The sequence below is a fragment of the Leclercia sp. M50 genome (assembly GCF_037150775.1).
Classification (GTDB): domain Bacteria; phylum Pseudomonadota; class Gammaproteobacteria; order Enterobacterales; family Enterobacteriaceae; genus Enterobacter.
Genome location: NZ_JBBCPK010000029.1, coordinates 1 through 26,228, shown reverse-complemented (window position 1 = coordinate 26,228; position 26,228 = coordinate 1). Strand labels below are relative to the sequence as shown.

The window sequence follows — 26,228 nt, the reverse complement described above, 5'->3', positions numbered from 1 at the left end:
ATAACACTTAGTGGCGCACACCGTCGTCATCTTCGTCGATGAAATCTTCGTCGTCTTCGTCACCCTCTTCGCCGTTCGGATCTTCGAAGTAGGTGCCCCAGCCGTCATATTCCACTTCAAACTTCTCGGCCAGGTTCATCAGCTGTTCTACCTGGGCGTCGATCAGCTCTGCCTTCAGCGCGCCTTCGCTCAGGATATCGCAGCAGATGACGGTGTCGCCCTCTTCCACTTCCAGCTCTTCCGGCTCGGTCACTTCATAACCCAGACGGAACGCTTCCACCGCCAGTTTCTCCAGCGCTTCGAAATCATCCGCAGAGAAATGGTGCTCGATGGTGTAGAGCGCATCCGGATCGCTGCCATCTTCCAGCAGTTCTTCAATAATCAGTCGCGTCTCTTCGCGCTGTTCTTCCAGCAGTTCTGGGTTTGCCATGGCTCGTTCCTCTTTAAAGTGCGGCAGATACTTCTATTTTCACACACGGATGTGTTTGCCTCCACCTTTGTAAGAAAGATTTGTGCAACGGGGTTGCATGTGCATATTGATACAGATAAAGTGAATTTTAATTCAATAAGTGGCCTTTGCCATGTGAGGATAAAATGTCTGAACTGTATAAAAAACATTTTCTGAAATTGCTCGATTTTACCCCTGCACAGCTCACCTCCCTGCTTGCCCTGTCAGCACAGCTGAAGTCCGATAAGAAAAAAGGGACTGAAGTACAGAAACTTACTGGCAAAAACATCGCGCTCATCTTCGAAAAAGACTCAACCCGTACCCGATGCTCTTTCGAAGTTGCCGCATTTGACCAGGGCGCACGCGTCACTTATCTCGGGCCGAGCGGCAGCCAGATTGGGCATAAAGAGTCAATTAAAGATACCGCGCGGGTGCTGGGCCGGATGTACGACGGCATTCAGTATCGCGGCCACGGCCAGGAAGTTGTCGAAACCCTCGCGGAATTTGCCGGGGTGCCGGTGTGGAACGGGCTGACCAACGAGTTCCATCCCACCCAGCTGCTGGCGGACCTGCTCACCATGCAGGAGCATCTGCCGGGCAAGGCGTTCAACGAGATGGTGCTGGTCTATACCGGCGATGCGCGTAACAACATGGGTAACTCGATGCTGGAAGCGGCCGCGCTCACCGGGCTGGATCTGCGTCTGGTGGCCCCCAAAGCCTGCTGGCCGGAAGAGAGCCTGGTGGCGGAGTGCAGCGCGCTGGCAGAAAAGCACGGCGGCAAGATTACCCTCACCGAAGATCTCGCGGCGGGCGTGAAGGGCGCGGACTTTATCTACACCGACGTGTGGGTGTCGATGGGCGAAGCCAAAGAGAAGTGGGCCGAGCGTATCGCCCTGCTGCGTGGCTATCAGGTGAATGCGCAGATGATGGCGCTGACGGGTAACCCGAATGTGAAGTTCCTGCACTGTCTGCCGGCGTTCCACGACGACCAGACCACGCTGGGTCAGCAGATGGCAAAAGAGTTCGATCTGCACGGCGGGATGGAAGTGACGGACGAGGTATTTGAATCGGCGGCAAGTATTGTATTTGACCAGGCAGAGAACCGGATGCACACCATTAAAGCGGTGATGGTCGCGACCCTGGGTGAATAACGGTTGCTTTTAAATAACGGGAGGGTTTTGGCCCTCCTGCTTTTCAAATTATCCGTTCAGGAAATTAATTTGCTGTTATCCGCACCTTACCGTAAGGGCACTTTTTAAAAATACATTTTACCGGGGCATCGCACTGTTTACTCTCCGGATCGCGATGGCCGGGGCATCTGGACATATTGTGCATCACGCGCCACAGGGTGTGGCTGTATTTATCAATTTGCAGAATATGAATATCGCATAGCTCGTCATTCACGAATAGACGGTTATATAATACTTTTATTTGATCGCCAGGTTTAAAAAGCCGCTCTCCGTTATACCAGAGAATATATTTATGATTATGCTGCGTAAGAATTTTCGAAAATAATGTTCCTGTGGCCGGACTGGCAATCGTACCCAAAGTGATCCATGTTTTAGATGCGGTCATCAAAATACCTTTAACGAACTATGCGAAAAGCGGAAAGCCATACGATCAATAAGTGTAAAAGAACAATTAAAATGCGATAATAGGTACAGCCTATTCTTTCAAAGATGGTCAATAAGCCTCAATATTCCCTTCAGTCAAATTTAACCGCCACGAATAGTGAAAGGAATAGCGCTCCCGCCTCCCCGGTCGATTGATTTTTCAGCGTAAACAGGGTACTTTTTTGCCTTAATTCCAGCACGGACATGCCGATCTTATGCCTATTATTCAATCTGTTGAACGTGCCTTACAGATCCTCGATCTGTTTAACGAACAGGCGACGGAACTTAAAATCACCGACATCAGTAAACAGATGGGCCTGAGCAAGAGCACGCTCCACTCGCTTCTCAAAACCCTGCAACTGCACGGCTATATCGATCAGAACCCGGAGAACGGTAAATATCGCCCCGGCATGAAGCTGGTTGAGCGCGGTCACTTCGTGGTGAGCACCATGGATATCCGCCAGAAAGCGAAGCACTTCCTGACGGCGCTGTCGGAGCGTACCGGGCAGACCACCCATCTGGGCATTCTGGACGGGCGCGAAGGGGTCTATATCGAGAAGATCGAAGGCAAGCTGGCGGCCATCGCCTACTCGCGCATTGGCCGTCGCCTGCCGGTGCATGCTACCGCCATCGGCAAAGTGCTGATCGCCTGGCTGAGCGAGGCCGAGCTGAATACCCTGCTGGAAGGCTATCACTACACCACCTTTACCCCGGCGACCCTGGCCTCCCGCGAGGCGCTGCTGGCCGCGCTGGCGCAGACCCGCGAGCAGGGTTATGCCCTGGACAGCGAAGAGAACGAACAGGGGGTGCGCTGCGTGTCGGTCCCGGTGCGTAACCACGAATCCCGGGTCATTGCCGCCCTGAGCCTCTCCACCTTAACCTCCCGGGTGAACGACGAGGAGCTGGCCCGCTTCCGCGAGCAGTTGCAGGAGGCCGGGCGCCAGCTCTCACGCGCGCTGGGCTACCCGGCCTGAGCCGTTATACCGGCGCGTAAGTGAAGTAGTCGAAGTCGGCGTGGCAGCCGTCACCGCTGATGTCCTCGCAGTGCAGCCCCACAAACGCGCCGGTAAAGAAGCCGCGCCCGCCGATATAGTCATCTGACAGCTTCCACGCCTCGTACGTCACCGGCACGGTGTGCCACTGCTCCCCGTCAAACGAATAGCTGTAGCGGTAGACCAGACGATCGACATCCACCCGCAGCCAGATGCCCTGCGCCTCATCCGGCACCGGGATGGGCTGCTCGTGCAGCGGCCAGGACGGCACATTGTGGTCGAGCTGGATCACCTTGAGGGTTCTGCCCTGCCCCTCCTCGTAGTCCACAAAACAGTAGCTCCAGTTTTTGCTGTTGTAGTAGCAGGTCAAGCCCGCGCTCTGCTGGAAGTGACGCGGGGCAAACTCCATCCGCGTTTCCGCGCGGAAGGTGAAGTGCTGCCAGCGGCGCGCCACGGTTGACTGGGTGAAGGTTGAGTTAAGTGAGTCGTTGCCATACAGCCGCAGGAAGCCTTTACGGGCCCGCAGGGAGCCGAGGGAGTCGTCGAACGGAATGCGCAGGGTCTGCAACTCCGGGTCGAGGCGCTCGCCGTCGAAGTCGTCACGCCACCTGGTCTGCGCCACGGCGGGGCTCTCGGTCATCTGCGGGCCTGGCACCGTCAGTTGGGCATGCTTGCCGCCCTCCACGTATGGCCAGCCGTCGCGCCATTCAATGCGCGCGATCCCCGTCTCACGCCCAAGGGAGCAGTATCCCCGCCCGCCGGAGCCCAGCAGCGGAATGCCCGGCAGGCGCTGCGGGCGGCTGGTGAGATAGGCCATGTACCACTCCCCGGTGTGGGTCTGGAGCAGCGAGCCGTGGCCGCTTTTTTGCAGCGGGTTCTCCGGCAGGTGCCAGCTGGTCATCATCGTCACCTCCGGGTGCAGCTCGTAGGGCCCGTCGATGGTTTTTGCACGCAGCACCACGACGGCGTGCTCGTAGCTTGTGCCACCTTCAGCGACCACCAGATAGTACCAGCCCTCCTTACGGTAGATATGCGCCCCTTCGGTGTAGCAGAGCGGTGTGCCGGTGAAGAGGGTTTTGCGCTCCGGCGACAGCGTGCAGGTCTGCGGATCATACTCCTGCATCACGATGGTATTATGCGGGTTGCTGTGGTGGCGCGGCCCCCACGGGCGGTAGAGGTAGTATTTTCGGCCATCGTCATCGTGGAACAGGGAGGGATCGAACCCGCCATTGCCCATCGGGATCGGCTCGCTCCACGGCCCCTCGATGGAGGGGGCGGTGACCAGGAAGTTGCGCCCGTTTTTCCACGGGGAGTCGACAATCTTCACATCGGTATAGAGCAGCCAGAACTGCCCGTCGGCGTAGCTCAGGCACGGCGCCCAGATGCCGCCGGAGTCCGGGTTGCCCTTCATGTCCAGCATCGACACGCGATCCAGCGGGGTGCTTACCAGCCGCCAGTTCTTCAGATCCCGGGAGTGGTAAATGCGCACGCCCGGGAACCACTCGAAGGTAGAGGTGGCGATGTAGTAATCCTCGCCCTGGCGACACATCGACGGGTCGGGGTTAAAGCCGGTCAGAATCGGGTTGGTAATGGTGTACATAGAGCCTCCTCCTTAATGAGATGCTGCCGTTGCCGCGGCGGGAATGGCTTCGCCCTGCGCCGCGCGATGCTTGAGTAACTGCTGGCTGATGGCCTCCACCCGCGCATCGGTGAGTTTGTAAAACGACAGCATGATGAACATGCTCACGTAGAGCGCCACCGGCACCACGCAGAACAGAATTTTGATGGTGGTGAGCACCTCTACCGGCTGTACGCTGCTGCTGGCGGAGTAGTTCACGTATGCCAGGATCCAGCCCACCACCGCGCCGCCAATCGCCAGGCCGATCTTCAGGCTGAACAGGTAGGTGGAGAACACCAGCCCGTCCAGACGGCGGCCGCTGCGGCTCTCCTCGTAATCCACCACGTCGGAGGCCATCAGCCACTGCAGCGGCGTGGTGGTGTTAAAGACAAACAGGAACACGATATTGAGGGCAAAGATCAGGGCGATATGCTCGGCCGGGGTGATGAAGATCAGCAGGCTGATGAGGGAGTAAGCGACGATGATCCACTTGAAGGCCTTCACCCGGTCGAAACGGCCCAGCAGACGGGAAGAACAGAGCGAGCCAAACATGGTGGCGAGGCTGCCGTAGAGCAGGAACTGGGTCGCCAGCTCCGGATGATCCATCACATATTTCACAAAGTAGAGGGTGGCCCCGCCACGCACCACGTTGGAGCAGGTGGCCATCATTTTGAAGACGCACATGATCCGCCACTGGCTGTTGCCCAGCAGCAGCTTGAGATCTTTCGCCACCGACGTTCCCGACTGCACCTCAAAGGTGTAGCGCTCTTTGGTGGTGAAGAAGCAGACCAACAGCAGCACCACGCCGCAAAGCCCCAGCACGCACATCGCGCCGAAGTAACCCAGCTGCTCGTTGCCTTTCCCGATGATCCCCACCAGCGGCAGGGCAATGCCGCTGATCGCCAGCGATCCCGCCGCAGCGAGGAAGAAACGCCAGGACTGCATGGCATGGCGCTCCTTCGGATCGGCGGTGATCACCCCCGGCATGGCGCAATAGGGCACGTTGACGAAGGTGTAGACCAGGGTCAACAGGATGTAGGTGACGCAGGCGTAAATCACTTTGCCGTTGGCCGAGAAATCCGGGGTGTAGAAGGTGAGCATGCAGACGAGGCCAAACGGGATCGCGCCCCACAGCAGGAACGGGCGGAACTGGCCGTAACGGGTGCGGGTGCGGTCCACCAGCAACCCCATCAGCGGGTCGGTTACCGCGTCCAGCACGCGGGAGACGAGAAACAGCGTACCCATAATCCCGGCGGATAAACCAAACACATCGGTGTAGAAATAGGCGAGCAGGAACATGGTCGCCTGCCAGACAAAGCCGCAGGCGGTGTCACCCAGCCCGTAGCCAATTTTATCTTTCATGGTTAATGGCATCATCAGAAATACACCCTTATTTAGTGTGCTGAATTCACAACAACGTGTTAATAGAGTATAATAAGCTGATTAATTTATCAGCAATGGCCATATCTTATTTCTGAATTACGTTATTTTGCTTTTGTGACACTGCTCGATATATATCAAATGACTGTTTTAAAAGCGTAAAAATAAATAAATTACAGGCATGAAAAAGCCGTCCACAGAATATTTTCCGTAGACGACAAGAGCGATAAATATAATTAAAGACCGAGCGCTTTTTTACCGGCGTTAATAACCTCGATAATTTTATCCGTATCGTAAATACACCCTTTCCAGGTGCCGCCGCTCACCGACTGTAATGCCGCCCACAGGCGCGTATCGTCGGGTAAAAATTCATGGGCATGCAGGTCCGGATGCGGCTGGCGACGTGCCAGTTCAATGGCCCCCTCTTCCGGGGTGAGCGGCGCCAGTGGCGTGCCGATAAAGTTCACGCTGCCGGTCAGGGTAAGGCGGTCCACCACAATCTCAATGATGTCGTTATCGCGCAGTTTGCCAATCGGCCCACCGGCCAGCGCTTCAGGCGCCACATGCCCAAAACAGGCCCCGGTGGAGACGCCCGAGAAGCGGGCATCGGTGATCAGCGAGACCGTTTTACCCCAGGAAACATGCTTCAGCGCCGAGGTGAGCTGGTAGGTCTCCTCCATGCCGGTGCCGGACGGCCCGCCGCCGATCACCACCATGATGTCGCCCTGGGCGATCTCGCCGTTTTTGATTGCCTTGATCGCCCGGGCTTCCGAGACAAACACCCGCGCCCGGCCGGTATGACGGTAAACGCCATCCTCACCTACCACCGACGGGTCGATGGCCGTGGCCTTGATCACCGATCCCTCCGGCGCGATGTTGCCCACCGGGAAGGCCACCGTGGAGGTCAGTCCGCGGGCTTTCGCGCGCGCCGGCGGCAGGATCACATCATCAGGATCGACGCCGTCCTGCTCGCGCAGGCACTGGCGGAAGCGTTCCCGCCGCTCAGAGCTCTGCCACCAGTCGAGGTTTTCCCCGACGGTCTGGCCGGTGACGGTCATGGCATCCAGATGCAGCAGACCGAGCTCGCGCAGATGGAGCATCACTTCCGGCACGCCGCCCGCGAGGAACGCCCGCACCGTTGGGTGGTAATCCGGCCCGTTCGGCAATACGCTCACCAGCCGCGGCACCTTGCGGTTGATGCGCGTCCAGTGCTCCACGTCCGGAATAGTGCAGCCCGCCGCGTGGGCAATGGCGGGGATATGCAGCAGCAGGTTGGTGGAGCCGCCGAACGCGGCATGGATCACCATCGCGTTTTCAATCGCTTTATCGGTGAGGATATCGCGGGTGGTGATGCCGCGATTATCCAGTTCGATCACCGCCCGCGCGGACTGGCGGGAGATCTCCAGCCACACGTCCTGCCCTGACGGGGCCAGCGCCGAATGAGGCAGCGCCAGGCCTAAGGCTTCGGCCACCACCTGGGAGGTGCCCGCCGTGCCGAGAAACTGACAGCCGCCGCCCGGTGTGGCGCAGGCGCGGCAGCCCAGCTCGGCAGCCTCCTGCAACGAGAGTTCATGGTTGGCGTAACGCGCCCCGATGGTCTGCACCTTGCCGGCATCCTCGCCGAAGGTTGGCGGCAGCGTGGCCCCGCCCGGCACCAGAATCGTCGGCAGAGTATGCATCGCGGCCAGGGCGATCATGGTGGCAGGCAGCCCTTTGTCGCAGGTGGCGACGCCAATCACCGCCCGGCGCGTGGGCAGGGAGCGGATCAGACGGCGAAACACGATGGCTGCATCGTTGCGGTACGGCAGGGAGTCAAACATCCCGTGCGTGCCCTGGGAGCGGCCATCGCAGGGATCGCTGACAAAGGCGGCAAAGGGTATCCCGCCGTTGCGGGTGATCTCTTTTGCCGCCGCCTGCATCTGCAGGCCAATCTCCCAGTGACCGGTGTGGTAACCCAGCGCCACCGGGCGGCCATCGCCCGCGCGGATCCCGCCCTGGGTGCCGATAATCAGCACCTCTTTGCCGGTGAGTTTATTGGCATCCCAGCCCATCCCGGCGTTCTGCGTCATGCCAAACAGATTGCCGCTGGGGGATTCCATCAGCATCTGCGGGGTCAGGGGCAGCGCCCCCTGCGGCCCCGCCGCGTGGGTGATCACCGAATAGAAGGCGTCATCCTGCGGGGTAAAAATGGTTTCTATCGACATCGTGACCTTCCGGTTCAGCAGAGCTTGAGCTGTTGCAGCAGCGTTTTCAGCTGCGCCTTGCGCGCCTCATCCAGCGGCCCGGCAGGCGGCAGCACGTGGGTGGAGACCGGGCGCACGCACAGGGAGATCGCCTCTTTGATCACGTTCACAAACGGCGTATCCAGCTGATACATCTGCGGGATTTGCAGCAGAGTCTGATGATACTGCGCCGCCCGGGCCAGGTCCCCGTCGCGGAAGGCCTGCAACAGGTTGACTGACACCTGCGGGGCAAAGTTACCGCTGGCGGAGATCGCCCCGTCGCCCCCCAGCAGCAGGGTGTTGAAGAGGTGATCGTCGTAACCGCACAGCACCACAAAGTGCGGGTGCGCCGCTTTGACGGTGAGGACCATGCTGCGCAGATGGGCCACCGAGTCGATGGTGTCTTTAATGCCCACGATATTTGCCCGGGAGTCCACCAGGGTTTTGACCAACTGCGGGGTCAGATCCTGCCCGGTCAGGGCCGGGAAGTTATAGAGGATCACCGGCAGGGTAACGCTGTCGGCCACCTGCTCAAAGTAGCGGATCAGGTTCGCTTCCGACACTTTCCAGTAATAGGGATTGATCACCACGATGCCGTCGGCCCCGGCCTGCTGGGCATGCTGGCTCAGCTCGATGGTTTCCCGGGCGTTGGTGCCCCCGGTACCGATCAGCACCGGCACACGACCGTTCACGTGGGCGATGGCGAATTCGGCGATCGCTTTGCGCTCTGCGGTGTTGAGCTGGGAAAACTCCCCGCCGCTGCCTAAAAAGAACAGGCCATCGACCCCGGCATCGATCATGTGGTCGATAAGCGCGGCGCTGCCCTGCTCATCCAGCCTGCCGTCGGCGGTGAAGATAGTGGAGACAGGGGGAATAATGCCTGAGAACTGCACGGTCTGCTGCATGAAAACTCCTTTCTGACTCATTTTGTTCTACATTATAGAACAGCGTTCGTTTATTTAACTTTTATACTAGAACGCGAAGAAAGCGAAGGACAATCAGGTAACACGAGGGTATGTCTGTTTTTTAAGCTTGATCACAGAACGGAATGAAAGGATGAAACTCCCTCTCCCGACGGGAGAGGGGAAAGGCGTCAGGCCACCAGCATCTTCACAACCACTTTGCGCACCTGCGCCGGGTTGCCCACCGCGCACAGCGGCTTGTGGACTTCGCCGGGATAGAAGACCACGAAATCGCCTTCGCTCAGCACTACGGTTTTCTCCTGCTCGCCTTCCGGCAGGAAAGCGATATCTTTATCCGCCAGCCAGTCGGTCTCAGGCGTGCCGTTTGGCAGGGTGCTGAAGGTCATCCCTTCCTGGCCTTTCAGAACGATCTGGATGTCCAGATAACGGGCGTGGTACTCGGCGCGACGCTCGGCGAAGGGCTGGGTCATATCTTCGGAAACCAGATAGAACAGGTTGTTACCGTCGATATCATGTTTACCGGTCGGGGTGGCATCGGACACATGGGTTTTAACGTGTTCGATTGCCTGGCGCAGCTCTTGCGGCAGCCAGGTCTGGAGGTTATGGATGTTGCCAACGATCATGATGTAATCCTCAATATAAAACAACGTTTCATTTTAAACTTTTATACGAGAATTTTAGCTGCCATACCACCACTTTTTGCCCGGGATTTGCACTTGCGCATAACCATGCACGCCCAACCGTTTTCGCTGCGTAAAGTGTGCATTATTCGCTTGATCCGCGGGTCAGGCTGCGTATAATGCCCCACAATTTGCCAGGAGGAAGCATGCTCAAACATGTTCGACAGAGTGCCCCAGCGCGTCTTAAAGCAGACGCTGGCCTGCTGTTTTTCTTCCCGTTGCGATCCCTATTCCAGAAGCCCCTCATTTGAGGGGCTTTTTTTTGCCCGGCGTCAGGAGATAAAAATGAATCCGCTTTATCAAAAACACATCATTTCCATCAACGACCTCAGCCGTGAAGAGCTGGAGCTGGTTCTGGCAACCGCGGCAAAACTGAAAGCCAATCCACAACCGGAGCTGCTGAAGCACAAGGTGATCGCCAGCTGCTTCTTCGAAGCCTCCACCCGTACCCGCCTGTCGTTTGAGACCTCTATCCACCGCCTGGGCGCCAGCGTGGTGGGCTTCTCCGACAGCAGCAACACCTCGCTCGGCAAAAAAGGCGAAACCCTGGCGGACACTATCTCGGTCATCAGCACCTACGTTGACGCCATCGTCATGCGCCATCCTCAGGAGGGTGCGGCCCGCCTGGCGACCGAGTTTTCCGGCGGTGTTCCGGTGCTAAACGCCGGTGACGGCGCCAACCAGCATCCAACCCAGACCCTGCTGGATCTGTTCACCATTCAGGAGACCCAGGGTCGCCTGGAGAAGCTGAACATCGCCATGGTCGGCGACCTGAAATATGGCCGTACCGTCCACTCCCTGACCCAGGCGCTGGCGAAGTTCAACGGCAACCGCTTCTACTTTATCGCTCCGGACGCGCTGGCGATGCCGCAGTACATCCTCGATATGCTCGATGAGAAAAAGATTCAGTGGAGCCTGCACGCCAGCATCGAAGAGGTGATGGGCGACGTGGATATTCTCTATATGACCCGCGTGCAGAAAGAGCGTCTGGATCCGTCGGAGTACGCCAACGTGAAGGCGCAGTTTGTGCTGCGCGCCAGCGACCTCGAAGGCGCTCGCAGCAACATGAAGGTGCTGCACCCGCTGCCGCGCATCGATGAGATCACCACCGATGTGGATAAGACGCCGCACGCCTGGTACTTCCAGCAGGCCGGAAACGGCATCTTCGCCCGTCAGGCGTTACTGGCACTGGTTCTGAATCGCGATTTAGCTCTGTAAGGGGAAATGACAATGACACACGATAACAAACTCCAGGTCGAAGCCATCAAGCGCGGCACCGTAATTGACCACATCCCTGCGCAGGTGGGCTTTAAGCTGCTGACCCTGTTCAAACTGACCGAAACCGACCAGCGCATCACCATCGGCCTGAACCTGCCCTCCGGCGAGATGGGCCGCAAAGACCTGATTAAAATCGAGAACACCTTCCTGACCGACGAGCAGGTAAACCAGCTCTCCCTCTATGCCCCGGAAGCGACCGTTAACCGCATTGACGACTACGAAGTGGTGGGCAAATCCCGCCCCAGCCTGCCGGAGCGCATTGAAAGCGTGCTGGTCTGCCCGAACAGCAACTGCATCAGCCATGCTGAGCCGGTAAACTCCAGTTTTGCAGTGAAAAAACGCGCGGATGATATCGCACTTAAATGCAAATATTGTGAAAAAGAGTTTTCGCATAATGTGGTGCTGGCCAACTAATTGAGGTGGCAATGCATGTCTGGCTTTCTATAATGGCCGGGACTATTTGTATTTATTCAGGAGAAATCATGACCAAAGAACTCGCGACGGAAAATGCACCTGCAGCTATTGGCCCTTACGTTCAGGGCGTTGATCTTGGCAGCATGATCATTACCTCCGGCCAGATCCCGGTGAACCCAAAAACCGGTGATGTGCCAGAAGATGTCTCCGTTCAGGCGCGCCAGTCGCTGGAAAACGTCAAAGCGATCGTTGAATCCGCTGGCCTGAAAGTGGGCGATATCGTTAAGACAACGGTATTCGTAAAAGATCTCAACGACTTCGCCACCGTCAACGCCACCTACGAAGCTTTCTTCACCGAGCATAACGCCAGCTTCCCGGCGCGCTCATGCGTGGAAGTGGCACGTCTGCCAAAAGATGTGAAAATCGAAATCGAAGCGATTGCCGTGCGCCGCTAATAGTTGATTTTGATATGCAAAAGGCAGCCTGGGCTGCCTTTTTTATTTTCTTAATACACAGCCGGAAATAGACTTCAAGTATTTTCACCATTATTTTTCATCGCCGATTGAAATGATTAATTTTTTATTCCTGGGGAAACTAACCCTGCCCCGAAATTATTGATCCCTTTTAATGGAATAAAAAATGAAACTGTCTAAAATTGCGTTGGCACTTGCCACACTCACGGTTGCTTCATCGGCTTTAGCGCATGGATATGTTGAATCTCCGGCCAGCCGCGCTTATATGTGTAAGCTTGGTAAAAATATTGATTGTGGTTCCGTACAATGGGAACCACAGAGTGTTGAACGCACCTCCGGCTTCCCGACTGGCGCTCTGCCACCGGATGGACAGCTGGCCAGCGCCGGTATTGCTCAATATTCTCAGCTCGATCGCCAGAGCCTGAACGCCTGGACTAAGACCCCAATTACCGCCGGTAAAAATACCTTCACCTGGTATCATACTGCTCCGCATAAAACCACCAACTGGCGTTGGTATATTACCAAACAAGACTGGAATCCAAATAAACCGCTGACCCGCGATCAATTTGAATCCACCCCATTCTGTACCGTAAATGGTAATGGCCAGGCTCCGGCTCAGCGTCAGGAAATGACCTGTAATGTGCCACAGCGTACCGGCTACCAGGTTATTTACGCGGTATGGGAAATTGCCGATACCACTAACAGCTTCTACCAGGCTATCGACGTTGATTTCGGTAACGGCGGCAATGTGACCCCTGACGAAACCCCGGCTCAGGTCTCCGAGTGGACGAAAACCCTGAGCGGCCAGATCGCCGGTAATAACGTCAATGCAGGCGATAAAGTGATTGCCCGCTTCTTCGATGCCAATGGCGAAGTGGTCTCCATGCGCACCCAGCTGACCATCTCTTCTGCTTCCCAGGGTCAGGCAAGCCAGTGGTCTTATGACCTGGCGCAGGCAATCAACGCCGCGCACAGCGATGTTCGCGTCGGTGTTAAAGATGAGAGCGGCGTGGTGAACCCGGTTCACGGCGCGAACAACGTCTATGTGAAAGATGGCAGCACCCTGAAATCTGTCGCGATCTCCTATGAAGAGCAGCAGGCTCAGGTGAGTGAAGACATCGCCGTCACCAACGTGCGGTTCTCCAAAATCAAGAACGGCGCAGCAACCGTGACCTTCCACGTGAATACCCAGGGCGATGTGAGCCTGGAAGCGCGTGCGATGAACCACGCAGGGGCGGAAAAAGGTTACCTGAAGCAGGATATGAATAACGCCAACCAGGACGTGACCATGAACCTGACTGACGTGACGCCTGGCCACCACATGCTGAAATACTTCGCCACCAACAAAGATGGCGTACTGTTCGCGCAGGACGTGATCGACATGATGCTGGAGAACGAGGAGTCATCCGGTACGACGGGTAAATATGACTACACCTTCCCGCAGAACATCGCCTCCTACAAAGCGGGCACCGTAGTACTGCAGCCGAAAGATGGCAAAACGTACCAGTGTAAGAAAGCGCCTTACAGCGGCTACTGCGTGCAGTACGCTCCGACGGCTAACCAGTTCGAACCGGGTGTAGGTTCCCACTGGCAGATGGCGTGGACCCTGAAGTAATAGGCTCTCCTGATGCCCGGTGAACAGGTCTGTGCGATCTGTTTGCCGGGTGGCGGCTTCGCCTTACCCGGCCTGCGTGACCGCAGAATGGTGCGGGTTCTGTAGGCCCGGTAAGCGTAGCGCCACCGGGCATTTTCACCGACTACTGATTGCGCGTCGCGCGCAGCAGTTTCTCCAGCGGATAGACCGCTGCAATCACCACTTCATCCTCTATCTGCGCCGCCTTATCCAGCTCGCCCTGAATCGACGCAATCTCCGTATCATCCAGCGTCCCCTGGCGCGCCACCAGATCCGTTAAGCGCAGCCCAATCGCCGCCAGCTTGTCCACCGACTGGATCACCGGCTTCAGCGCCTTCAGCTGATAGCTGTTCTCGGCCAGCGCCAGCGCATCCGGGGTGTTGGTCTGCCAGCGGGTAAAGAGATGGCGCAGCGACTCCGCGCTTTCGCTATCCTCAGCATCGCTCACCAGCCGCTCAACCCAGCGGTTCATCTGCCGCACCTGGTTGCTCTCCGGCGCCAGCGCGTCGGCCAGGCGGTTTAACGGTTCAAACAGATCGTAGTTCCCGGCCTGGAACTTAAGATGGTTACGGGTGTAATAGTGCGCAGGCTCCAGCGCCTGGGCGAGGATCGTCAGCGGCAGGGTGTCGGTGGTGTTCCCCAGACGCGTGAACTGCACCTGCTGGCGGGCATGCTGCTGCAACCCTACCGACACCGTCGACCAGCTATCCATCGCCTGCAGGCGGGTATACATGTTGTCGATATCGTTCACCTCCTGCGCCGACCACAGGCGCTCCGCCACCGCGAAGGCCCGCGGCCACAGCTTGATATCTAGCACTGGCGCCGCCACGTTTTCTGCCCACAACGCCGCCTCGCCGCCCAGCAGATTCGCCTGCTGGCTGGCATCCGGCACCGCCGGAGCGATCCCCTCCGGCACCGCATCCAGCCGCTGGCCTGTCACCGGATAACGGCTGTTGCCCAGCAGGAAATAGCCGTCAATCTTGTCGTCAGAGACGTTCACTACCGGGCGGGTCTCCCCCATCCAGGTATCGACGGTGAAGGTTACCTGATTGTCGCTGCGCCAGACGATATCCTGCACCGCACGCCGGGATTTGCCACTGAAATCGATAAACCCGCGCCAGCCCGCCTCGCCTTTTATCAGGGTAAAGCTGCCCTCCAGCGGCTTGCCCTTCAGGCGCGGGAGGGTGAAGGACCAGCTCTGGGCGCTGTCGCTGTCGGTGATGACATCCACCTTGTTCAGCCCCTGGGGTACGATCTCATTGCGGTAGTGATAGGCGGTGTACTGGGGCTGATCGAGATAGAAGCCGGTGGAGAGAATTCCCCTGTAGCCCTGCTTCGCCACCTCCCCCAGTGCGTCCTGCCCCTGCCAGGACTGGATCAGAATGCTTTTGGGCAGATCCGGGTGGAAGATCTCATCCCAGCCCACCATCTGGCGCTGGTTTTTCTCGAGGATCGTCTCCAGCTTGCGGTTGAAATAGGCCTGCAATGCGTGGCTGTCGGCCAGCTTGTTGTCGCGCATAAACTGCTGGATGGCAGGGTTGTTTTTCCACTGGGTGTCATCCACCTCATCGCCGCCGATATGCAGATAGGGATCCGGGAAGATCGCCGCCAGTTCAGCGATCATCGCGCCGGCGAAGGCGTAAGTGGCCTCTTTGGTCGGATCCATCACCGGCTTGAGCACACCCCACTGGCGCTCCATCTCATAGGGCCCCGGGGCGCTCATCAGCTCCGGATAGGCCACCGCAATGGCCGACGCGTGGCCGGGCATGTCAATCTCCGGCACCACGCGAACACCACGCGCGGCGGCGTAGCGCACCACGTCACGCATTTGATCCTGGGTGTAGAAGAGTCCGTCACTGGCGAGTTCGGTCAGTTTCGGGTAGCGCTTCGAGGCAAACCGCCAGCCCTGATCGTCGGTTAAGTGCCAGTGCAGCACGTTGAGTTTTGCTGCCGCCATGCCGTCGATCTGGCGTTTGATATCCTCCAGCGGAATAAAGTGGCGGGCCGAATCGAGCAGCAGGCCGCGCCACGGGAAACGCGGGGCATCTTCAATGATGACCCACGGTACAGAGGTGTTTTCCGGGCCGTTCTGCACCAGCTGAAGCAGGGTCTCCATGGCACGCAGCGCGCCGAAGCGGGTGTTGGCGGTAATGTTCACTCCGCTGGCGTCGACGGTGAGTTTGTAGCTTTCGTCGCTGTCCGGTTTCGGCAGTGGCGCCACCTTGCGGGCGATGGCGATGGTCACCGTAGGCTTCTCTGGTTTTTCTGCCTGCGGCTGAAGCGTCCAGCCGGTTTGCAGCGCCACCCGCTGGCGCAGACGTGCCACCGCGTCGCCGAGATCGTCCCCGGAGACGCTCACCTGGAAGTTATTGTTAATGACCAGCGTGCCCTGGGTGGCGGGGCGTTCGACCTTTGCAGGCCAGGGCATCAGGGGGAGATCGCCTGCGGGGGCCGCAAACGCAGAAAAGCCGAGCATAAGCCCGGCGGTTAAGAGGCTGTACCGTAACATGAATGTTCCTTATTTGACGGGCCGAAAAAGGCAAAACATTCTGTTAACATGCGCTCAATTTGTCGTCAAGCGCGGCGGATGACGACGATCACAGGTTGTTGAATTTGGGAAGAAAGCCATTTGCCGGGCGGCGGCTTCGCCTTACCCGGCAAAAATCACTGCCACCCGTACCGGCGGCTATAGAACCCTTTCACCAGCTGCGTCAGGGTCATATACCCGGCGAGGATCGCCACCAGCCATGGGAAGTAGCTGAGCGGCAGCGCCTGCAGTTGCAGATAGCCCGCAAGCCCCGAGAACGGCAGCGCGATACCGAGCACCATCACCAGCCCCGTCATCACGATCAGCGGCCAGGCGGCGCGGCTCTGGAGGAACGGGATACGCCGGGTGCGGATCATATGCACAATCAGCGTTTGCGACAGCAGCCCCACCACGAACCAGCCGGACTGGAACAGGGTCTGCTGTTCCGGGGTGTTAGCGTGGAACACAAACCACATCAGGCAGAAGGTCAGAATGTCGAAGATGGAGCTGATCGGGCCGAAAAAGAGCATAAAACGGCCCAGTTCTGCCGGCTCCCAGCGCTGCGGCTTCTGGATCTGATCCTCGTCAACATTATCAAACGGGATCGCCACCTGGGAGATGTCGTACATCAGGTTCTGGATCAGCAGATGCAGCGGCAGCATCGGCAGGAACGGCAGAAACGCGCTCGCCACCAGCACGCTGAAGACGTTGCCAAAGTTGGAGCTGGCGGTCATTTTGATGTACTTGAGCATGTTGGCGAAGGTGCGGCGGCCTTCGATCACTCCCTCCTCCAGCACCATCAGGCTCTTCTCCAGCAGGATGATATCGGCCGCCTCCCGGGCGATGTCCACCGCCCCGTCGACCGAGATGCCGATATCCGCGGCACGCAGCGCGGGCGCATCGTTAATGCCGTCGCCCATAAAGCCCACCACATGCCCCTCGCGCTTCAGCAGGGTGACAATGCGCTCTTTGTGCATTGGGGTCAGGCGGGCAAAGAGCGTAGTGCGTTGGGCCAGCAGAGCCAGCGCGTCGTCACTAAGGTGTTCGATATCGCCGCCCGTCACCACCTCACCCGCATCCAGCCCGACGTCGCGGCACACTTTCGCCGCCACCAGCTCGCTGTCGCCGGTGAGAATTTTCACCGTGATGCCGCTCTCTTTCAGCGCCTTTAACGCCGGTGCGGTGGTCTCTTTCGGCGGATCGAGGAAGGCGATGTACCCTTCGAGGATCAAATCAGATTCATCGATACGCTGATAGTCCCCCTCCCGCGCGGGCAGTAGCTTGCTGGCGACCGCCACCACGCGCAGCCCCTGGCGGTTCAGGTTGTCGGTGACGCGTTTGATGCGTCGCAGCATGGTCTCATCCAGCGGGACAATCTCGCCGTGATACCGCACCTGGGTAGTCACATTGAGGATCTCCTGCAATGCCCCTTTGCAGATCAGCTGATGCACGCCCTGCTCTTCACTCACCACCACCGACATCCGGCGGCGCTCGAAATCAAAGGGGATCTCATCCACCTTCTGCCAGCGGGATGAAAGGGCGCGGGCGGCGGCTTCATCCACCCCTTCCAGCACCGCGACGTCGAGCAGGTTTTTCAGCCCGGTCTGGTAGTGGCTGTTCAGCCAGGCGGTTTCCAGCACCCGCTCGCAGATCTTGCCTGCGATGTCGGTGTGGTGCTCCAGCACGATCTTGTCCTGGGTCAGGGTGCCGGTTTTGTCGGTGCAGAGGATATCCATGGCGCCAAAGTTCTGGATGGCGTCGAGGTGTTTGACGATTACCTTCTGCTTCGAGAGTTTTACCGCCCCGCGCGCCAGGGTCGAGGTGACGATCATCGGCAGCATCTCCGGGGTGAGGCCTACCGCCACCGAGAGGGCAAACAGCGCCGCCTCCCACCAGTCGCCTTTGGTGTAGCCGTTAATCAGCAGCACGATGGGGGTCATCGCCAGCATAAAGCGGATCAGCAGCATGCTGACGCGGCCAATCCCCTGCTGGAAGGCGTTGGGTTCGCTCTCCTGCTCGCTGACGCGCCCGGCCAGCTGCCCAAACCAGGTGTTGCCCCCGGTGGCAATCACCATCGCCTGCGCCGTGCCGCTCACCACCGTGGTGCCCATAAAACAGAGGGTGTCGCACTCCAGCGGGTTGCTCTGCTGCGGGTCGCGGCTGTGGGCCACCTTCTCCACGGGCAGGGATTCGCCGGTCAACGATGCCTAGGCCACGAACAGGTCGCGGGCCTGGATAATGCGTAAATCTGCCGGGATCATATCCCCGGCCGCCAGCTTCACCAGATCCCCCGGCACCAGCTGGTCAATGGGGATCTCCTGCCAGCCGCTTTCCCCTTTGTCGTTCAGGGTGCGCAGGACGGTGGCGGTATTGCTGACCATCGCCTTCAGGGCATCCGCCGCGCGGGTGGAGCGGGCCTCCTGAATAAAGTTCAGCAGCGTGGAGATGCCCACCATCAGGGCGATCACCCCGGCGGCAAACAGGTCTTCGGTGGCATAGGAGATCGCTCCCAGCACCGTCAGCAGCAGGTTAAAAGGGTTGCGGTAGCAGGCCCACAGGTGTATCCACCAGCGGGCCGGCTGTTGCGCCGGGAGGGTATTTTCGCCGTGAAGGGCGCGGGTAGCCTGAACCTCGGCGGCAGTGAGCCCTTCCGGGTGGCTGCCAAAGGTCCGCCACAGGGCGGGCTCATCCATGGCGGCAACCTGCAGGCAGTGGGCGGCAAGGGTGGCGGGAATCGCGGCATCGCTTTTGCCGGTTGCCATAGGGGGGCGCTGCACCAGACGGCGCGGCAGGTGACGACTCAGCCGGGTAAACAGCTGCTGTGCGAAATTTTTGAACATAACAAGTCCCCCGCACCCGCAAAAAACGGGCGCAGTTTTGCCTTCAGACGTGACAGAGCCACGCCTGAGCGGCGATATCAGTTATGCAGGGACGCGGGAATACGCCACTGCCCTACGCATCCGGTAAGGCAGTGAAGAGGCTTACCGGAGAGAGAGGGTTCTCCCTGTCGGGAGAGGGGTGGGATCGGGATCCATACAGCCTCCGGTAAGAAAAAAAGGTAAGTCGGTGCGCACTATAGCGTTTTAGCCATACCGCGTACGGCAATTCGGGCGGTATGATAACGCACGGGTATTAAACCAAACGTAAACCAGACATTGCCCATTGCACAACCCGGGACCCGGCTTAGGATTAGTGATTATTTCATTGATGCATAACAGGATATAAAGCATGCAGAACCGCCTCACCATTAAAGATATTGCGCGTCTGAGCGGCGTGGGTAAATCCACCGTCTCACGGGTGCTGAACAACGAAAGTGGTGTCAGCCAGCGCACGCGCGAACGGGTCGAGGCGGTTATGAACCAGCACGGTTTTTCCCCTTCCCGCTCGGCGCGCGCCATGCGTGGGCAGAGCGATAAAGTGGTGGCGATCATCCTCACCCGTCTCGATTCGCTTTCAGAGAACCTGGCCGTACAGACCATGCTGCCTGCCTTCTATGAGCAGGGCTACGATCCGATCATGATGGAGAGCAAGTTCTCGCCGCAAATGGTGGAAGAGCACCTCGGCATGCTGAAACGCCGCAACATTGACGGGGTGGTGCTGTTTGGCTTTACCGGCATCAGCGAAGAGATGCTTATCCCCTGGAAGCCGTCGCTGGTGCTGATGGCGCGGGATGCCCGCGGGTTTGCCTCCGTATGCTATGACGACGAAGGGGCGATCCTTACCCTGATGCAGCGCCTGTATGAGAGCGGCCATCGCCATATCAGCTATCTTGGCGTGCCGCACAGCGACGTTACCACCGGTCAGCGCCGTCATGCTGCCTACCTCGCGTTTTGTAAACAGCACGCGCTCCCCGCCGTGGCCGCACTCCCCGGCCTTGGCATGAAGCAGGGTTATGAAAAGGTGGCCGACGTGCTGACCCCACAGACTACCGCCCTGCTCTGTGCCACGGATACTCTGGCTCTTGGCGCAAGTAAGTACTTACAAGAACAGCGAATCGATAGCCTGCAACTGGCGAGCGTGGGCAATACGCCGCTGATGAAGTTCCTCCACCCGGAGATCATCACTGTCGATCCCGGCTACGCCGACTCTGGTCGCCAGGCTGCCATGCAGCTGATTGAGCAGATCAACGGCCGCAGCAAACCGCGTCAGATCGTTATTCCCGCCACCCTCTCCTGAGCCTCAAAAAAGGCTTTATTGTGATCCTTGCCCGGTTTCGGGAACGTTCCCATTTTCGTTGTGAATACGAAAGAGTAGGCTTGCCGCCAGTTATCTCCTTCCCCTGAACCCGTATCATGAGGATTCATGATGAGCAAAGTAAAACAAACGGATATCGACCAGCTGATCGTGCTGGTTGGCGGACGTGACAATATCGCCATAGTCAGCCACTGCATTACCCGCCTGCGTTTTGTGTTAAACGATCCGGCCAAAGCCAACCCGAAAGCGATCGAAGAGCTGTCGATGGTGAAAGGCTGCTTCACCAACGCCGGGCAGTTCCAGGTGGTGATCGGCACCGAGGTGGGCGACTACTACAAGGCGCTGCTGGCGACCACCGGTCATTCATCGGCGGATAAAGAGCAGGCCAAGAAAGCGGCACGCCAGAATATGAAGTGGCATGAACAGCTCATTTCACATTTTGCGGAGATTTTCTTCCCGCTGCTGCCAGCGCTGATCAGCGGCGGCTTGATCCTCGGCTTCCGTAACGTGATTGGCGATGTGCCGATGAGCGGCGGCAAAACCCTGGCGCAGATCTACCCGGCGTTGCAGAGCATCTATGACTTCCTGTGGCTGATTGGCGAGGCGATCTTCTTCTACCTGCCGGTGGGGATCTGCTGGTCGGCGGTGCGCAAAATGGGCGGTACGCCAATCCTCGGCATCGTACTGGGCGTAACGCTGGTCTCTCCGCAGTTAATGAACGCTTACTTACTTGGGCAGCAGGTCCCGGAGGTGTGGAACTTCGGCCTGTTCACCATCGCCAAAGTGGGCTACCAGGCGCAGGTGATCCCGGCCCTGCTCGCCGGCCTGGCGCTGGGGATGATTGAAACCCGTCTTAAGCGCATGGTGCCGGACTACCTCTACCTGGTGGTGGTGCCGGTCTGCTCCCTGATCCTCGCGGTGTTCCTCGCCCACGCCTTTATCGGTCCGTTTGGCCGCATGATTGGCGACGGCGTAGCCTTCGCGGTGCGTCACCTGATGACCGGCAGCTTCGCCCCGATTGGCGCCGCGCTGTTCGGCTTCCTCTATGCCCCGCTGGTGATCACCGGCGTGCATCAGACCACCCTGGCGATTGATATGCAGATGATCCAGAGCCTCGGCGGCACCCCGGTGTGGCCGCTGATTGCCCTGTCGAACATTGCTCAGGCCTCGGCAGTCACCGGCATCATCATCGTCAGCCGTAAGCATAACGAACGTGAGATCTCGGTGCCGGCAGCCATCTCCGCCTATCTCGGCGTCACCGAACCGGCGATGTACGGCATCAACCTGAAATACCGCTTCCCGATGCTCTGCGCGATGATCGGCTCCGGGCTGGCGGGCCTGCTGTGCGGCCTGAACGGCGTGATGGCCAACGGCATCGGCGTCGGTGGTCTGCCAGGCATCCTCTCCATCCAGACCGCCTTCTGGCAGGTCTTCGCGCTGGCGATGGCCGTGGCGATCGTCGTGCCGATGGCGCTCACGACCGTTGTCTATCAGCGCAAGTATCGTCAGGGCACGTTGCAGGCGGTTTAATCTTCTTCGGGGCGCAGTTGCGCCCCTTCGCATTTGCAGGAACGCATTATGAATACCCTTCCTCACTGGTGGCAAAACGGCGTCATCTATCAGATCTACCCGAAGAGCTTCCAGGACACCACCGGGCGCGGCACCGGCGATCTGCGCGGCGTGACGTCGCGTCTCGACTACCTCAAAACCCTCGGCGTTGACGCCCTCTGGCTGACGCCGTTCTACATCTCCCCCCAGGTAGATAACGGCTACGACGTGGCAAACTACCTCAGCATCGATCCGGCCTACGGCACGCTGGATGATTTCGACGCGCTGGTGGCCCAGGCTCATGCGCGTGGGATACGCATCGTGCTGGATATGGTGTTTAACCATACCTCTACCCAGCATGCGTGGTTCCGCGAGTCGCTCAATAAAGCCAGCCCGTACCGGGAGTTCTATATCTGGCGCGACGGCACCCCGGAGCAGACGCCCAACAACTGGCGCTCCAAGTTTGGCGGCAACGCCTGGCGCTGGCACGCCGAAAGCGAGCAGTACTATCTGCACCTCTTTGCCCCGGAGCAGGCCGATCTCAACTGGGAGAACCCGCAGGTGCGCGCCGAGTTGAAAAAGGTGTGCGAGTTCTGGGCCGATCGCGGCGTGGACGGCCTGCGTCTCGACGTGATTAACCTGGTGTCGAAAGAGCAGGACTTCCCCGACGATGCGATCGGTGATGGCCGCCGCTTCTACACCGATGGGCCGCGCATACACGCGTTTTTGCAGGAGATGAGCCGGGAGGTCTTTACCCCGCGCAACCTGATGACGGTGGGCGAGATGTCCTCCACCAGCCTGGCGCACTGCCAGCAGTACGCGGCGCTTGATGGGCGTGAGCTGTCGATGACCTTTAACTTCCACCACCTGAAGGTGGATTATCCCAACGGCGAAAAGTGGACGCTGGCGAAGCCCGATTTCGTGGCGCTGAAGGCTTTGTTCAGCCACTGGCAGCAGGGGATGCACAACCGGGCATGGAACGCGCTGTTCTGGTGTAACCACGATCAGCCGCGCATCGTCTCGCGCTTTGGCGATGAGGGAGAGTACCGCGTCCCGGCGGCGAAGATGCTGGCGATGGTGCTGCACGGCATGCAGGGTACCCCTTACATCTATCAGGGTGAAGAGATCGGCATGACCAACCCGCACTTCAGCCGCATCACCGACTACCGGGACGTGGAGAGCCACAACATGTTCGCCGGGCTGCGCGCGCAAGGGCGAGACGCCGATGAACTGCTGACGATCCTCGCGAGTAAATCCCGCGACAACAGCCGCACGCCGATGCAGTGGGACGCCTCCCCCAACGCCGGCTTCACCACCGGTGAGCCGTGGATTGCCCTGGGCGATAACGCAGAGACGATCAACGTTGCCGCGGCGCTGGCCGATCCCGACTCGGTGTTTTACACCTACCAGGCGCTGATTACGCTGCGTAAAACCCTGCCGGTGCTGACCTGGGGGGATTATCAGGATCTGCTTGCGGATCACCCGTCGCTGTGGTGCTACCGCCGTCAGTGGCAGGGCCAGACGCTGATGGTGGTGGCTAACCTGAGCCGCGCCTGCCAGCCGTGGCAACCGCAGGCGCTGGACGGCAACTGGCAGGTGGTGATGAGCAACTATGCCGAGGTCTCGCCGCAGCCAGGCGCCATGACCCTGCGACCCTTTGAAGCGGTCTGGTGGCTACAGGCATAACCTTCTGCGCCGGGCACCGCACGGTTGCCCGGCGCACGCTTTATGGCTGGAAAATCAGCCCGGTTTTGGCTTGAAAAATTTACAAATCCTCTATCGCGCGTCATCTGTACACTTCGTTTTTTACCTTGTCCTGAATCAAATAAATCGCAAACTTGTTTGATGCAAATCACTACATATAGAACTTAGAATGCTCGCCGACCCAAGATGTTGTATCCATGGTCTATTATTGCCACAAGACCACGAAAACCACACAACATAAAATTGTGGATAAAAAGGGTCGAAATCAGGAGAAATCGCGCACGCGTCGAGAGTTACGCTCCCGCGCCTTTTTCCTGCCTCTGTGGATAACCTGTTCTTAAATGGAGTGATCATGACACCGCATGTGATGAAACGAGATGGCTGTAACGTGCCTTTCAAATCAGAGCGCATTCAGGAAGCGATTCTGCGTGCAGCTAAAGCAGCGGGAGTCGATGACGCAGATTACTGCGCCACCGTCGCAGAGGTGGTCAGCAACCAGATGATGGGCCGCAGCAAGGTCGACATTAACGAGATCCAGACCGCGGTGGAAAACCAGCTGATGTCCGGCCCCTACAAGCAGCTGGCGCGCGCCTACATTGAATACCGTCACGACCGGGATATTGAACGTGAAAAACGCGGCCGCCTGAACCAGGAGATCCGCGGCCTGGTGGAACAGACCAACTCCGCGCTGCTCAACGAAAATGCCAACAAAGACAGCAAAGTGATCCCCACCCAGCGCGACCTGCTGGCCGGTATTGTGGCTAAACACTATGCCCGTCAGCACCTGCTGCCACGCGACGTGGTGCAGGCCCATGAGCGCGGGGATATTCACTATCACGATCTCGACTATTCGCCGTTCTTCCCGATGTTCAACTGCATGCTGATCGACCTGAAGGGCATGCTGACCCACGGCTTCAAGATGGGCAACGCCGAGATCGAACCGCCAAAATCGATCTCCACCGCCACCGCAGTGACGGCGCAGATTATCGCCCAGGTCGCCAGCCACATTTATGGCGGCACCACCATCAACCGGATCGACGAAGTGCTGGCCCCGTTTGTGACCGCCAGCTTCAACAAGCATCGCCAGGTGGCGGAGGAGTGGCAGATCCCGGATGCGGATGGATATGCCCGCTCCCGCACCGAGAAAGAGTGCTACGACGCCTTCCAGTCGCTGGAATATGAGGTGAACACCCTGCACACCGCCAACGGTCAGACGCCGTTTGTCACCTTTGGCTTTGGTCTGGGCACCAGCTGGGAATCGCGCCTGATCCAGCAGTCCATTCTGCGCAACCGCATTTCCGGCCTCGGCAAAAACCGCAAAACCGCGGTCTTCCCGAAGCTGGTGTTCGCCATCCGCGACGGCCTGAACCACAAGTTCGGCGATCCGAACTACGACATCAAACAGCTGGCGCTGGAGTGCGCGAGCAAGCGCATGTATCCGGACATTCTGAACTATGACCAGGTGGTGAAGGTCACCGGCTCGTTCAAAACCCCCATGGGCTGCCGCAGCTTCCTCGGCGTGTACGAAGATGAGAACGGCGAGCAGATCCACGACGGGCGTAACAATCTGGGCGTGATCAGCCTGAACCTGCCGCGCATCGCGCTGGAAGCCAAAGGCAACGAAGCAACATTCTGGAAACTGCTGGACGAGCGCCTGGTGCTGGCGCGTAAGGCGCTGATGACCCGTATCGCCCGTCTGGAAGGGGTCAAAGCCCGCGTCGCCCCGATCCTCTATATGGAAGGGGCCTGCGGGGTACGCCTGAAGGCCGACGATGATGTGTCGGAGATCTTCAAGAATGGCCGGGCTTCCATTTCGCTGGGCTATATCGGCATCCACGAAACCATTAATGCGCTGTTTGGCGACCAGCACATCTACGACAGCGAAGCCCTGCGTGAGAAAGGTATCGCTATCGTCCAGCGCCTGCGCGACGCGGTGGATCGGTGGAAAGAGGAGACCGGCTACGGCTTCAGCCTCTACAGCACCCCGAGCGAAAACCTGTGCGACCGCTTCTGCCGCCTGGATACCGCCGAGTTTGGCGTGGTGGAAGGTGTCACCGATAAGGGCTACTACACCAACAGCTTCCACCTCGACGTGGAGAAGAAGGTGAACCCGTACGACAAAATCGATTTTGAAGCGGCCTACCCACCGATCGCCAGCGGCGGCTTCATCTGCTACGGCGAGTACCCGAACATTCAGCACAACCTGAAGGCGCTGGAAGACGTGTGGGATTACAGCTATCAGCACGTGCCCTATTACGGCACCAATACGCCAATAGATGAGTGCTACGAGTGCGGCTTTACCGGTGAGTTCGAGTGCACCAGCAAAGGCTTCACCTGCCCAAAATGCGGTAACCACGACGCCGCCCGCGTCTCCGTGACCCGCCGCGTGTGCGGCTACCTCGGCAGCCCGGACGCCCGTCCGTTCAACGCCGGCAAGCAGGAAGAGGTGAAGCGCCGGGTGAAGCATTTAGGGAATGGGCAGATCGGGTAACCCTCTGCCACATTTATGCCCGGTGGCGCGCAGCGATCCGGGCCTACAATTCGCATTCACACTGCAGGCCGGGATCGCTACGCGACACCC

Annotated in this window: 20 protein-coding genes and 1 pseudogene; 12 read left to right on the top strand and 9 right to left on the bottom strand. The window is 58.7% G+C overall.

Annotation, left to right across the window (positions count from 1 at the left end; genetic code table 11):
* Positions 1–7: 7 nt before the first annotated feature.
* Positions 8–430: a ribonuclease E inhibitor RraB gene (gene rraB / locus WFM46_RS09340; protein ID WP_103178050.1), complete on the bottom strand. Its 423-nt coding sequence runs from the start codon at positions 428–430 to the stop codon at positions 8–10.
* Here rraB and argL point away from each other — a divergent pair.
* A complete protein-coding gene (gene argL / locus WFM46_RS23825) occupies positions 320–625 on the top strand; it encodes a putative translational regulatory protein ArgL (RefSeq protein WP_442913452.1) in 306 nt (101 codons plus the stop codon). The two genes, rraB and argL, sit on opposite strands and share 111 nt — an antisense overlap.
* Complete coding sequence (argF, locus tag WFM46_RS09335; protein ID WP_336997494.1) at positions 595–1,599, top strand: ornithine carbamoyltransferase; 1,005 nt, start codon at positions 595–597, stop codon at positions 1,597–1,599. The genes argL and argF overlap by 31 nt, the downstream gene beginning before the upstream one ends.
* Before the next feature lie 64 nt (positions 1,600–1,663).
* Here the strand turns inward: argF and WFM46_RS09330 are convergent, their stop codons facing one another.
* Positions 1,664–2,023, bottom strand: a complete 360-nt coding sequence (locus tag WFM46_RS09330; protein ID WP_336997493.1) for a hypothetical protein — start codon at positions 2,021–2,023, stop codon at positions 1,664–1,666.
* A 253-nt stretch (positions 2,024–2,276) separates the two neighbouring features.
* Between WFM46_RS09330 and WFM46_RS09325 the strand changes: the two genes are divergently transcribed.
* Entirely contained in the window at positions 2,277–3,035 is a 759-nt protein-coding gene (locus WFM46_RS09325) for an IclR family transcriptional regulator (protein ID WP_263951542.1), read from the top strand.
* Between the two features lie 4 nt (positions 3,036–3,039).
* Here the strand turns inward: WFM46_RS09325 and WFM46_RS09320 are convergent, their stop codons facing one another.
* From WFM46_RS09320 to WFM46_RS09300, 5 genes are all read right to left on the bottom strand, one after another.
* On the bottom strand, positions 3,040–4,653 hold the full coding sequence (locus tag WFM46_RS09320; protein WP_336997492.1) for a glycoside hydrolase family 43 protein: 1,614 nt from the start codon (positions 4,651–4,653) through the stop codon (positions 3,040–3,042).
* Between the two features lie 12 nt (positions 4,654–4,665).
* Positions 4,666–6,048, bottom strand: coding sequence for a glycoside-pentoside-hexuronide (GPH):cation symporter (locus WFM46_RS09315; protein WP_336997491.1), 1,383 nt, complete (start codon positions 6,046–6,048; stop codon positions 4,666–4,668).
* Positions 6,049–6,287: 239 nt separating this feature from the next.
* A complete protein-coding gene (locus tag WFM46_RS09310) occupies positions 6,288–8,255 on the bottom strand; it encodes a YjhG/YagF family D-xylonate dehydratase (RefSeq protein ID WP_336997490.1) in 1,968 nt (655 codons plus the stop codon).
* 14 nt (positions 8,256–8,269) lie between these two features.
* The gene (locus WFM46_RS09305; protein WP_336997489.1) at positions 8,270–9,178 is read right to left on the bottom strand and encodes a dihydrodipicolinate synthase family protein; all 909 of its coding nucleotides are present in this window, start codon (positions 9,176–9,178) and stop codon (positions 8,270–8,272) included.
* 188 nt (positions 9,179–9,366) lie between these two features.
* Complete coding sequence (locus WFM46_RS09300) at positions 9,367–9,819, bottom strand: YhcH/YjgK/YiaL family protein (protein WP_103178042.1); 453 nt, start codon at positions 9,817–9,819, stop codon at positions 9,367–9,369.
* Between the two features lie 176 nt (positions 9,820–9,995).
* On the opposite strand from WFM46_RS09300, the gene WFM46_RS09295 reads away from it, so the two are divergent.
* From WFM46_RS09295 to gbpA, 5 genes are all read left to right on the top strand, one after another.
* Positions 9,996–10,127, top strand: a complete 132-nt coding sequence (locus WFM46_RS09295; protein ID WP_370463881.1) for a pyrBI operon leader peptide — start codon at positions 9,996–9,998, stop codon at positions 10,125–10,127.
* Between the two features lie 34 nt (positions 10,128–10,161).
* The gene (pyrB, locus tag WFM46_RS09290; protein WP_159340176.1) at positions 10,162–11,094 is read left to right on the top strand and encodes an aspartate carbamoyltransferase; all 933 of its coding nucleotides are present in this window, start codon (positions 10,162–10,164) and stop codon (positions 11,092–11,094) included.
* A 12-nt stretch (positions 11,095–11,106) separates the two neighbouring features.
* On the top strand, positions 11,107–11,568 hold the full coding sequence (gene pyrI, locus WFM46_RS09285) for an aspartate carbamoyltransferase regulatory subunit (RefSeq protein WP_039030593.1): 462 nt from the start codon (positions 11,107–11,109) through the stop codon (positions 11,566–11,568).
* A 68-nt stretch (positions 11,569–11,636) separates the two neighbouring features.
* Entirely contained in the window at positions 11,637–12,023 is a 387-nt protein-coding gene (ridA, locus tag WFM46_RS09280) for a 2-iminobutanoate/2-iminopropanoate deaminase (protein WP_336997488.1), read from the top strand.
* 184 nt (positions 12,024–12,207) lie between these two features.
* The gene (gbpA, locus tag WFM46_RS09275; RefSeq protein ID WP_159340177.1) at positions 12,208–13,656 is read left to right on the top strand and encodes an N-acetylglucosamine-binding protein GbpA; all 1,449 of its coding nucleotides are present in this window, start codon (positions 12,208–12,210) and stop codon (positions 13,654–13,656) included.
* A gap of 142 nt (positions 13,657–13,798) precedes the next feature.
* Here gbpA and WFM46_RS09270 read toward each other — a convergent pair whose 3' ends face one another.
* Together WFM46_RS09270 and mgtA are read right to left on the bottom strand one after the other, a co-directional pair.
* Positions 13,799–16,183, bottom strand: coding sequence for a beta-N-acetylhexosaminidase (locus tag WFM46_RS09270; RefSeq protein WP_336997487.1), 2,385 nt, complete (start codon positions 16,181–16,183; stop codon positions 13,799–13,801).
* Positions 16,184–16,338: 155 nt separating this feature from the next.
* Positions 16,339–19,041 (bottom strand): annotated as a pseudogene (mgtA, locus tag WFM46_RS09265) (magnesium-translocating P-type ATPase).
* Between the two features lie 388 nt (positions 19,042–19,429).
* Here mgtA and treR point away from each other — a divergent pair.
* From treR to nrdD, 4 genes are all read left to right on the top strand, one after another.
* Positions 19,430–20,377 carry a trehalose operon repressor TreR gene (gene treR / locus WFM46_RS09260; protein WP_156653794.1) on the top strand — a complete coding sequence of 316 codons (948 nt, stop codon included), beginning with the start codon at positions 19,430–19,432 and terminating at the stop codon, positions 20,375–20,377.
* 129 nt (positions 20,378–20,506) lie between these two features.
* Complete coding sequence (treB, locus tag WFM46_RS09255; RefSeq protein ID WP_336997509.1) at positions 20,507–21,925, top strand: PTS trehalose transporter subunit IIBC; 1,419 nt, start codon at positions 20,507–20,509, stop codon at positions 21,923–21,925.
* 48 nt (positions 21,926–21,973) lie between these two features.
* Entirely contained in the window at positions 21,974–23,629 is a 1,656-nt protein-coding gene (treC, locus tag WFM46_RS09250) for an alpha,alpha-phosphotrehalase (RefSeq protein WP_336997486.1), read from the top strand.
* A 370-nt stretch (positions 23,630–23,999) separates the two neighbouring features.
* On the top strand, positions 24,000–26,138 hold the full coding sequence (gene nrdD, locus WFM46_RS09245) for an anaerobic ribonucleoside-triphosphate reductase (RefSeq protein ID WP_336997485.1): 2,139 nt from the start codon (positions 24,000–24,002) through the stop codon (positions 26,136–26,138).
* Positions 26,139–26,228: the final 90 nt, after the last annotated feature.